10 protein-coding genes are annotated in these 10,896 nt (G+C 29.2%); 2 read left to right on the forward strand and 8 right to left on the reverse strand.

The features are described 5' to 3' along the window. The first annotated feature begins 276 nt into the window (after positions 1-276). Both BGI41_RS04125 and BGI41_RS04130 read left to right on the forward strand, forming a co-directional pair. A complete protein-coding gene (locus BGI41_RS04125; RefSeq protein WP_088538970.1) occupies positions 277-489 on the forward strand; it encodes a heavy-metal-associated domain-containing protein in 213 nt (70 codons plus the stop codon). 236 nt (positions 490-725) lie between these two features. Then, positions 726-3,188, forward strand: a complete 2,463-nt coding sequence (locus BGI41_RS04130) for a heavy metal translocating P-type ATPase (RefSeq protein ID WP_088538971.1) — start codon at positions 726-728, stop codon at positions 3,186-3,188. A gap of 299 nt (positions 3,189-3,487) precedes the next feature. Here the strand turns inward: BGI41_RS04130 and BGI41_RS04135 are convergent, their stop codons facing one another. From BGI41_RS04135 to BGI41_RS04170, 8 genes are all read right to left on the reverse strand, one after another. Continuing rightward, positions 3,488-3,778: a DUF2097 domain-containing protein gene (locus BGI41_RS04135; RefSeq protein ID WP_088538972.1), complete on the reverse strand. Its 291-nt coding sequence runs from the start codon at positions 3,776-3,778 to the stop codon at positions 3,488-3,490. 363 nt (positions 3,779-4,141) lie between these two features. Next, positions 4,142-5,011: a formylmethanofuran dehydrogenase subunit C gene (locus BGI41_RS04140; protein ID WP_088538973.1), complete on the reverse strand. Its 870-nt coding sequence runs from the start codon at positions 5,009-5,011 to the stop codon at positions 4,142-4,144. Positions 5,012-5,027: 16 nt separating this feature from the next. Next, positions 5,028-6,740 (reverse strand): formylmethanofuran dehydrogenase subunit A, encoded by a 1,713-nt coding sequence (locus BGI41_RS04145; protein WP_088538974.1) that lies wholly within the window; start codon positions 6,738-6,740, stop codon positions 5,028-5,030. Between the two features lie 17 nt (positions 6,741-6,757). Beyond that, complete coding sequence (locus BGI41_RS04150) at positions 6,758-8,134, reverse strand: formylmethanofuran dehydrogenase subunit B (protein ID WP_088538975.1); 1,377 nt, start codon at positions 8,132-8,134, stop codon at positions 6,758-6,760. Beyond that, complete coding sequence (locus tag BGI41_RS04155) at positions 8,124-8,699, reverse strand: molybdopterin dinucleotide binding domain-containing protein (RefSeq protein WP_088538976.1); 576 nt, start codon at positions 8,697-8,699, stop codon at positions 8,124-8,126. The genes BGI41_RS04150 and BGI41_RS04155 overlap by 11 nt, the downstream gene beginning before the upstream one ends. Before the next feature lie 10 nt (positions 8,700-8,709). After that, positions 8,710-8,940, reverse strand: a complete 231-nt coding sequence (locus tag BGI41_RS04160; RefSeq protein ID WP_042707647.1) for a 4Fe-4S binding protein — start codon at positions 8,938-8,940, stop codon at positions 8,710-8,712. Between the two features lie 10 nt (positions 8,941-8,950). Further along, complete coding sequence (gene fwdF / locus BGI41_RS04165) at positions 8,951-10,051, reverse strand: tungsten-dependent formylmethanofuran dehydrogenase subunit FwdF (protein ID WP_088538977.1); 1,101 nt, start codon at positions 10,049-10,051, stop codon at positions 8,951-8,953. Further along, the gene (locus BGI41_RS04170; protein WP_198945419.1) at positions 10,048-10,515 is read right to left on the reverse strand and encodes a helix-turn-helix transcriptional regulator; all 468 of its coding nucleotides are present in this window, start codon (positions 10,513-10,515) and stop codon (positions 10,048-10,050) included. Before BGI41_RS04170 ends, fwdF begins: the two co-directional genes overlap by 4 nt. Between the last annotated feature and the right edge of the window lie 381 nt (positions 10,516-10,896).

Consider the following 10,896-nt stretch of genomic DNA (forward strand, 5'->3'; position numbering starts at 1 on the left):
CCTATTTTCTTTATAAAACATTTTAAAAAGTTTTTATTTAATTTAATTCTTTATAATTTATTTTTAAAAAATAAATAACCAATTAAAGTTAAATAAAAATTAAATTAAAACACAAATATTAAATAATAATACTTTTTAATATAATCTTATAATATTTTTTATTATTAAATTAATTTGATAAGATATAAGATTAATAAATAATATTAATATATAAATAAATTTAAATATGTGAATATAAAAACACATACTTAAGAAAAAAATAAAGGAGAGTTAGATATGGCAAATGAAAAAAAAGAAGTAAAAGTTGTAGGAATGCATTGCCCTAGTTGTGTAAATGCAGTTGAATTATCACTTACTGATGTAGATGGTATTGATTCTGCAAAAGCAAGCTTAGATGATAATAATGTAATTATTGACTACGATGCAAGCAAAGTTTCTGATAAAGATATTGCTGATGCAGTAGAAGAAGCAGGATTTAAAGTAGAATAAATAATTATTATATTCCTTAAAATTTTAAGGAATATTTTTTTTAAGATAAAATATAACACCACTTATATTTGTTTGTTTATAATAAAATAATTTTTAAAAAAAAAATAAAAAAATTGTTTTTATACAATTTAAACAAATTAATCAAAATTTAAATTAAATAATTATTTTTTAAGTAATATTTATAAATTCTGTGTAAAATCATATTATTTATAAAAAAAATATGATGAGGTGAGTATATGGCAAAGAAAAAAACTATGGATCTTCCTATTGAAGGTATGCACTGTGCATCATGTGCTCTTAGTATAGATAAATCACTTAATCGTTTAGATGGAATTAGTGATGTAAATGTTGATTTAAATACTAATAGAGCACATTTTACAATGGATTCTAAACAAGTTTCAATGGATGAAATTGATAAAACTATTAAAAATTTAGGATTCAATATACGTGAAGATGAAGTAAAACTTAGAACTAAAGGTATGCATTGTGCATCTTGTGTAGTGAGTATTGAAAAATCAATGTCTCGACTTAAAGGTATATTCTATGTAAATGCAGATTTAACTACAGGGATAGTTACAGTAGAATATGATAGTACACAAGTTTCAGTAGATGATATGATTAAGGTTATTGAAAATCTTGGTTTTGAATATCTTGGTTTAGAAGGAGACCTTGATGAAACTGATGAAGAAGAAATATATCAAGAAAATCTTAATCAAAAAAGAAACCGTATAATTGTTGGTTTAATATTTTCTGCTATATTAATGTACATTATGTTTAAACATGTAATGGTACCTTATCTTTCAATGGGTGAACTATCCTTATTAATATCAATAATACCATTTATTTATGTATCTTATCCAATTGTAAAAGCAGGATTAACTGGATTATTCCATAAAAATCTTAATATGGATGTAATGTATACAATGGGTATTCTTGTAGCATATGTTTCAAGTATTCTAGGAACATTTAACATAGTTCTTGATTCAAGTTTTATGCTATATGATACTGCAGTAATGCTCCCATCATTCCTTATGATTGGTAGATACTTAGAAGCAAGAGCTAAAAGAAAAACATCTTCTTCAATTAAATCTTTAATTGGTCTTCAACCTAAAAATGCAACTAAAGTTGAACTTGACAATAATGGAAATATAATAAAAGAAGAAGAAATACCAATTGAAAAAATTGAAATTGGAGATATACTTCTTGTTAAACCTGGTGAAAAAATACCTGCAGATGCTAAAGTATTATATGGTAGTTCATATATTGATGAATCAATGATTACAGGTGAACCTATACCAAAACTTAAAGAAAATGGTTCAGATATTTTTTCAGGAACTTTAAATCAAAATGGTGTTTTAAAAGTTCAAGCTAAAAAAATTGGAAAAGATACCGTATTATCTCAAATCATTACTCTTGTTGAAAAAGCACAATCTTCAAAACCTCCAGTACAAGGATTTGCAGATAAAGTAGTTGGAGTATTTATACCTACAATAATTACAATTGCAATTATTGTATTTTTAATATGGTACTTCTTACTTAACGGAAGTTTACTATTCTCACTTACTACATTAATATCAATACTTGTAGTAGCATGTCCATGTGCATTAGGACTTGCAACACCTACAGCAGTAACTGTAGGTATTGGTAGATCTGCAGAGTATGGTATCCTAATTAAAAATGGAGAAACACTTGAAAGTTCTGAAAAAGTAAACTATGCAGTATTTGATAAAACAGGTACAATAACACAAGGAAAACCAGAAGTTGTTGATATATTACCATTAAAAGAAGATATAACAGAAAAAGAATTATTATCATATATTGTAAGTATTGAGAAAAACTCAAACCACCCAATTGCAAATGCAATTGTAAAATATGGTAATAATGAAAATATAGACATCTATAATGTAGATGATTTCGAAAATGTTACTGGTAAAGGATTAAAAGGAAAAATAAATAATAAAACAATATATGCTGGAAATAAAGCATTACTTACAGATAATAATATAAACATTTCTAAAAAAGATTTAGAAGAATTTGAGAAATTTGTATCCCATGCAAAAACTGCTATTTTCCTTGCAATTAATAATGAAGTAGAAGGAATAATTACATTAATGGATAAAATTAAACCTGAATCAAAAAATGCAATGAAAGAACTTCATGACATGAATATTGAAACATATATGGTTACAGGAGATAATAAAAAAACTGCAGAAGTTGTAGCTTCAGAAGTTGGAATCGATCATGTAATTAGTGATGTACTTCCTAATGAAAAATTAGATAAAGTACGTGAACTTCAAAAATTAGATAATGGAAAAGTATTATTTGTTGGTGACGGTATTAATGATGCACCTGCTATTACTGGTGCAGACATAGGTATTGCTATTGGTGAAGGTACTGATGTTGCTATGGAAAGTGGTGATATTGTATTAATGGATGGTAGTCTTGAAAATGTTGTTGCATCTATTCAATTATCTAAAAAAGTAATGACTAGAATTAAAGAAAACATATTTTGGGCATTTGCATATAATGCAATACTCATTCCAGTAGCTGCAGGAGTTTTATACCCTTCTTATGGTATATTATTTAGACCAGAATATGCAGCACTTGCTATGGCTTGCAGTTCAGTTACAGTAGTATGTCTTTCATTACTTCTTAAATCTTATGTTCCAGATATTAAGAAAAATAAATCAAAAAATTAAAGGAAATTATTTCCTTTATTTTTTTAAAATACTAATTTTTACAAAAATTAATTAATAAAAAAACCAAATAAAAAAAATACTAATTTTATAAAAATAAAAACCATAAAAAAATAAAACTAAAGAAAAATTAAAAGTAAAGATATGTAAAATACAATTTTTCATAAAACATTAATTAAAACATTTACTTTTTTAATAATTTAAACAATATTATTCTCAAATACAATTTTAGTATAAGTTAATGTATATGTTAAAAATAGAAAACTAGTTTTTATAATAAAAATAAAAAAAATAATAAAAATTTAATAAAATTCAATAGTTATATCATCTTCATCAGTAATATGACGTATTTCGACTATTTCATCTTTAATTTCTTTAAAATCAACTTCAATATTTTGATTTAAAATATCACCATTAAGTTGTAGGTTTACTCTTAATCCTTCACCTGTTTCTGAATCTTCACTAACTACACCTAAAACTTCACCTGGTGCAAATATACGGTTATAAGATAATTCTAATGTATCTCCAACATTAACATTATTACGTATATATTCTACTGCCTCATCAGGAGTCATTTTAATTTCTTTTTCCATATTATCACACTCTTTATTATATAAGCATTATATTTACTTAATATATTGTATATAATTTTATTTAAAATTTTATACTTAAACTTAAAAATTCATAAAATAATTAAATTTCTACTTATTGTTATATAAAAAATATTAAAATATCTATAAATTAATTATCATAAAATTTAAATAAAATTTAAAATCTAAAAATAAAGAATTATACAACTTAAAACATTTAAACAATAAAAATAAACAAAAAAATCATAAAAATAAAGAATAAAAAAATCTAAAAAACTAAATAATAAAAATAAGATCTAATAAAAAAAGTTAAGAAAATAGAAAGAATCTATTTTCTTCGTGTTTTTCAGTTGTGAATTTAGTAATCTACCTGTATTTCCTGTTTTCACCGAGACTAATATATTCATCATCGGTTTCTTTCCAAGCAGATAATTTATCTCTGTTTTTCTCAGCATCAAGGTATAAGTGACCTTTACCATTTAAAGCAATATCTCCTTTAAATGAGATATATCTTCCTTTGTAAATTTCACCATCAATTTGAGGATCAGTTACAATATCTTCTTCAACAAATCCTTCAAGTAATCTACCTAATTTTCCATGGATAATAATGTTACCGTTTTTCATTTGTCCACCAGGCCAACGGTTTACATTACCATCAATTTCAATAACACCTTTAGTCATGTGGATTCCAGCAAGAATATCACAGTCTCCAAGAACATGGATATGTCCACCAGTTAAACATTCACCACATTGTTTTCCAACATTTCCGTGAACAGTAATTTTTCCACCAGTCATACCTCTCCATTCACCAATGTATGAAGCACCAGTGAATTCTTTAGTATTACCGTAGATTTCAAGTTCTCCACCAGACATTTCACGTCCAGCGTGAGCTTCTACATTACCCATAACGGTCATTTTTCCACCAGACATTTCTGCTCCAGCGTGTAAATCTGCATCACCGTTTACGATAATTTCTCCAGCACTCATTTTATTTCCAATGTATTTTACTCTTCCACAATCTCCATTAAAGACCATTTTTACATCAGCAGGAGAGTCAGCAGTACCTTCTACTGTAATATCAAAAAAATCTGTTAATGGGAATCTTGAGTTTCCTACAGGAACAGCATATTTATCGAAGTCTTCAGCTTCCCAAGTGTAAATAGTATCAGGAATGATTTCATCGAATTCTAATGCTATTTGATTTCTTTTTTTAACATCAAAAGTTATTGTTTTCATTCTATCACCCTAATATTTATTCTACATCTACTCTAATTGGGTTAGATAAGAAGTGGTCGTGTACTTTGTAGTTTTCCCATTTAACTGAGTAGTATTGTTTAAAGAATGGCATTACTTTATCAATAATGTCTTTTTCTTGTTCTTCCATACCTTTAACATTACTCCAAATTACGTGGGAAGGTTTAGTACTAACAATTTCTCCATCTTTAACCATAATTTGACCATCTTTAATTGTGTATTTTGCACGACTGAAAGCTCTTTCAACAGCATCAGGATTTTTAGATGGATCAAAGTCATTAGGGTTAATATCGTATACTGCAATATCTGCATTAGAACCAACAGATAAGTTACCTCTATCATGGAATCCATGGATTTTAGCATTAGCTGCTCTGGTAATAGTAGCGATATCGTAGAAATCATATTCTCTGTCAATACTTGCAACCATAGTTCTTTTTTCAGCCCATTTGTGAATTTCGTGGCTTTCGATCATTTGATTTCTTTTTGGTGCACTCATTAACCAAGAGATAATTCTTGGGTATCTTGTGAATGGTCCTGCATTAGGATGGTCAGTGGTTAAGTTAATTTGCCATGGATTATCAATTAATAAGAATAATTCCATACCAATACCCCATTGTAAAGCACTTACTGGTGCTTTTTTAGAGTAAATACAAGGGATAATACCTGCAGCAGTTTCACATTCAATATCTGCATTAACCCATTTTAAACCAGATAATCTGTATAAATCGTATTCCATAGGTGCATCTGCAGTCATGGTAGTAGTTTCATCAAAGGTTACTTGACCAACATCTCCAGTTGCATATTTACAATGGTTCATGAATTTAGCTACTTCAGGAGCACCAGATCCAGCATTTCTCCAGTTAGTTCCAGAATAAGAATGGAAATGCATGTGACAACAGTGAACAGTTTGATCTCTTACAGATGCTGATTTTTTAGTACTTTTAACAATATCTTTAAGTGAATCAAGAGTTTCAAGAGTTGTTGGAGTGTTTCCAGGGTGTCCTAAATCATTAGGGTGTATATGTATAGAGTGAGGAAGACCAAGTTTTTCATTTGCTTTTGCAAGAGCTCTTACAACTTCTTTAGAAGATACATCAAAGTATGGTGCACTATCATTGTATCCGTGTACATTCATACCCCAACCCCATGCTTCACTACCACATGGGTTTACAATTTTTACACCGTATCCTTTAGTAATTTTTAACCAAGCTGAAATGAATGCAGCAAGACCATCAATATCTCCTTCTTTTGCAAGTTCCATTACAATCCAATTGTTACCAAATAAAGTTAATGGGTTTACATCAATGTTTGGAATAATTCCAATTTCTTCATGAGTGTGTTTTGCTTCTAAAGGAGGCATAGCTGCTTCACAAACTGTACCGTAACCCATTCTTGAATATCTGTATCCAGTTGTAGGACAACTAGGAATAGAGAATCCAGATTCTCCTCTTTCTACTTTAGTTTTTTGGGTAACTCCTCTTCTTGAATCTTCAGGTCTGTATAATCTTCCTAAAACTAATTTTGGTCCTGCAATGTGAGCGTGTGTATCTACACCTGCTGGCATAACAATTTTATCAGTTACATCAATAACTTTTGCAGCAGAAGAAACATCTTCAACGATTTTACCATCTTTGAAGTATACATCTTTTTTCTCACCGTTTACTTCATTAGCAGGATCGTAAACAATACCATTTTTAAGTATATATTCCATATTTAATCACCTTTAATCTATTCTGCTGCCGGGTTAGGGATGTATTTAGGAGCTACGTTAGGTTCTTCTCTAAGTTTCATAACTCTTTCTTTTATTTCACGTACAATCCATTCATCGTCACGACAGGTTTCAGGTTTATCAATAGCTTTTTTCATGTAAATAGGTACACCATCCATACGATAACTAGTACCAGCACATTCTACTCCGATAAATGAACCAGGTAATACTACATCAGCAAGTTCAGTAGATGGTCCCCAGTGAATATCAATTTGGATAACAGGAATGTGAGCTAAATGTTGGTTAGCACCATTAGGGAAGTGAGCACCAGGATCTGCTGCGATAACTAAGAATACATCAGGTTCTTTCCTAACAAGTAAATCAATAGTGTTGGTTTCACCTAACATATATCTAGCATAACCTCTACAGAAGTCAACACCAAATGCAAATCCAGTTTCAAATGCCATGAAAATGTTGAAACCATTTACGTTAAAGTGACCTCTCATAGGAGTAAGTCCCCATTTACTTTCTTTGTTAAGATCCATAACCATTTTAATTGCAATATCAATATTTCTTTGTTTGGATAAAGTGTGAGTTAAACCTAAACCAAAGAAGAGAACACCAAATTCTGCATGTTTCATTTCATCTACTAATTCATAGATATCTTCTCTAGGAATTCCAGAAATGACTTCTTGGGTAAGTTTTTTACCTTTGATAACTGCTCTAATAGCATTGTAGAATCCATAATCACCGTTTTGTTCGAATCCAATCCATTTATCAGACATTTTTGCAGTATCTGAAAATTTAGGATCCATAGTAACTACAGTTCTATCAAATCTTCCTCTTTGTCTAAAGTATCCACGAGGGAATACAGAATATCTAGCCATATGTCTAGGGTGAGAGTTCATAGCATTACTTCCAGAGTAAACAATCATATCTGCTCTGTTTTTAACTTCACCTAAAGTTTGGATAGGATATCCAGCATTTTGAACAGCTTGTAAACTAGGTCCGTGACAGATTGTTGCTTGGTTATCTAAAACTGCACCAATATATTGACCTAAATCAAGACCTTCTTTCATACATTCTGTAGAAGTTTCAGACCAACCATAAAATACAGGTCTTACAGAGTTAGCGATGTATTCAGCTGCTTTATCAAGAGCAGTATCCCAATCAACTTCTTCAAGTTCTCCATCGTCTCCTCTAATCATAGGTACAACTAATCTTTGATCTAAATCTTCCATAATTTTACTTGCACCTAATCTACATGCATGTCTTACTGCAACAACATGACCATCTTTAACTAAGTAGTCTAAATCATCACAGTTACAACCACAGAAAGCACATGTACAATTTTCTACAATTTCATCATAATCGGTTATTGGTGGTTCATAACTCATCTAATTCCTCCCATTTACGTCCCCTGTAAACAGGTCTTTCACCTAATGATTCCATATTTTCAATTACTTCATCATCAGTTTCATCAACATATTTTTTATAAACTAATCTCATGAGATCAGCCATTAATAAAACTTTTCTATCTGTTTTTTCAACAGTACATTGAATTCCTTTATAAGTAGGATCTGAACAACAGTAAGTTTCATGACTTACAATAGTGTTAGCCCATGGACCTTTACAAATAAAAACAGTACCTTTATGAGGTGCATCTCTGGATTTTGCTGCATTTACTACAACTTCACCATAATCAGTTTTTACAAGTACAGTATCCCAATTTTTAACACCTAATTCAACCATGTCTCTAGGATCCATGTAACAGGTTCCTGAAGCATTTTTATATTCTTCTTTTAAAGTGGAACCTCTTTTTTTACATGCTCCTTGATAAATATCAGAACCAGTATTTAACATACAATGGAGTACTTTAGTAGTTCCTTTTTGATCTTCAGAATAAGATTCATCTAAATCTCCAACTACTGGTTTGCTTAAGTAAGTATTTGCATAATGCATAATTATCACCTTATTCTAACCAAATTGCATCTACTGGACAGAACATTTGACATGTTCCACATTCTTCACATTTCTCAGGTGAAAATAATTTAATAAAACCATTTTCTACCATCATAATAGTTTCTGTAGTTTTAGAACCGTGTCCACCAGCAACTTCTGGACTAATAGAAGCGTTAACAGGACATGCTACAACACAGACACCACATCCTAAACAATTATCTTGATTTACTTTAAGTTCCATATAATATCACCTAATTTTTTAAAGCTTCTAATGCGTCTATCCAAGATTGGGAATCAGTAGCAGTATAGTCAATACCAGTTCTTGTTACTTCTATAGCATCATTAGGACAGATTCTTGCACATGCTCCACATTTAATACAATAATCATCATTTGCAACAATTTGTATAGCTCTTATTGCACCTTTAGTAGTTGGGAAAGATAAAGCATTACATGGACATACATCTACACATGCTCCACAAGTTCCACATTTATCAGGATATACAGTTAATTTACCAACAAATGCTTTTTTAATTTTTGCAGCATTAGTAGGACATACTCCTGCACACCAACCACATTTAATACATGATTCTTGATCGATAATGGTTGCTCCAGTAATTTTAGAATCATCATCATTTAAATCATATTCACCATAAGAACATAATCTGCATAATGCTTTAATTGCATTAACTGGACAAGATTTTTTACATACTAAACAGTAAACACATTTATCAGTATCAATTTCAATAGATTCTTCACCAATGGTTTTTACTACGTCAATTGCATCTGCAGGACATAATTCTTCACAAACACCACAGTGAATACATTCTTCTTCAATTACTTCAATTTCACCAGTGACTAATTTAGAACGATCTGGTAATTTTCTTGTTACAGTAATTGCATCTCTAGGACAAGCAGCTTCACATCTTTCACAGTAAATACATTCATCATCATCTATTTCAGCATAAGCATTGTAACTAGGGTACGCATCAATGTTTCTAATTGGTTCATCATTAATACTTAATGTTAATGCATTAGCAGGACATAATCCACTACACATACCACAAAGAACACATTTATTCTCATCAATTGTAAGTCTAGTGAGTTTTCCAGATTTGTTAGTTTCTAATACATTATTTTGTTTAATTTTATCGTGACCACTGAAATAAATTCCTGAGTAATTACGTTCAATATTAGCTACACCATCAAGAGTAATAGCACTTACAGGACAAGTGGATTCACAAATTCCACAACCAATACAAACATGATCGTTAAAAGAAAGAGTACGTAATTCTTCTGCTGATCTTGTTATATTAAAGTTATTACCTTTAATTTCTTTCTCATTTTTGATCATTTATTAACCTCCAAAATTCGAATGGACCTTGTTGGACATTCTTCTTCACAAGTAAGACAACCACAACATAAGTCATTTTGTATTTTGGCTTTTAATGAATCTAATTTAATAGCCTTCATTACACATAAATCTACACACAATCCACAACCGATACATGAATTTTTAATTAATCCTTCATAATTATTTGGTCTTAAAATTAAAACCATTGTACGAATTTTATCTAAGTCTAAAAATAAAACCTGCACCATAGCAAGAAAATCCTTTGAACACATATTTACAATAGTGTTTGCAACTTCTATAGACTTCCAAGAAAGATTTCGGCCATTTAAATAATGAGAAACTGTTGAACGGTCTATATCTAATTTTTCTGCTATTTCTTTTTGGGTATAGTCCCTACTTCTTAACTTAACTGCAGCTAAATATTTCAAACCAGATGCTATATGTTTCGGCATATTATCTACCATGTGTACAATATACAAATTTATTTTCTATTAATATAAACTTTACCTCTAATTTTCAAGAAGAAAATATTATATATATGTGTGTTAATACTACACATTTATATTTTTTAAAAAAGAATATTATAAGCTTAAAATTAAAAATAATAAATAAAATAAAATTATAAAGTTAATAATAAAATATTTTAATTTTATTTAGAAAAATATAAATATTTAAAATCATATTTTTATATTTAAAAGAAATATTAAAAATGAGGTATATGTTAAAAAATCTTAAAATTTCATTAAATTTCAGTATTTTTTCAAAATATTTCAATAAATTAAGTAATAAAAAAATATAATGTGGTATTACTACACATATTTGTTTTAATTAATAGAAATAAAAAT

This window comes from Methanobrevibacter sp. 87.7, from assembly GCF_002208625.1.
GTDB lineage: Archaea > Methanobacteriota > Methanobacteria > Methanobacteriales > Methanobacteriaceae > Methanarmilla.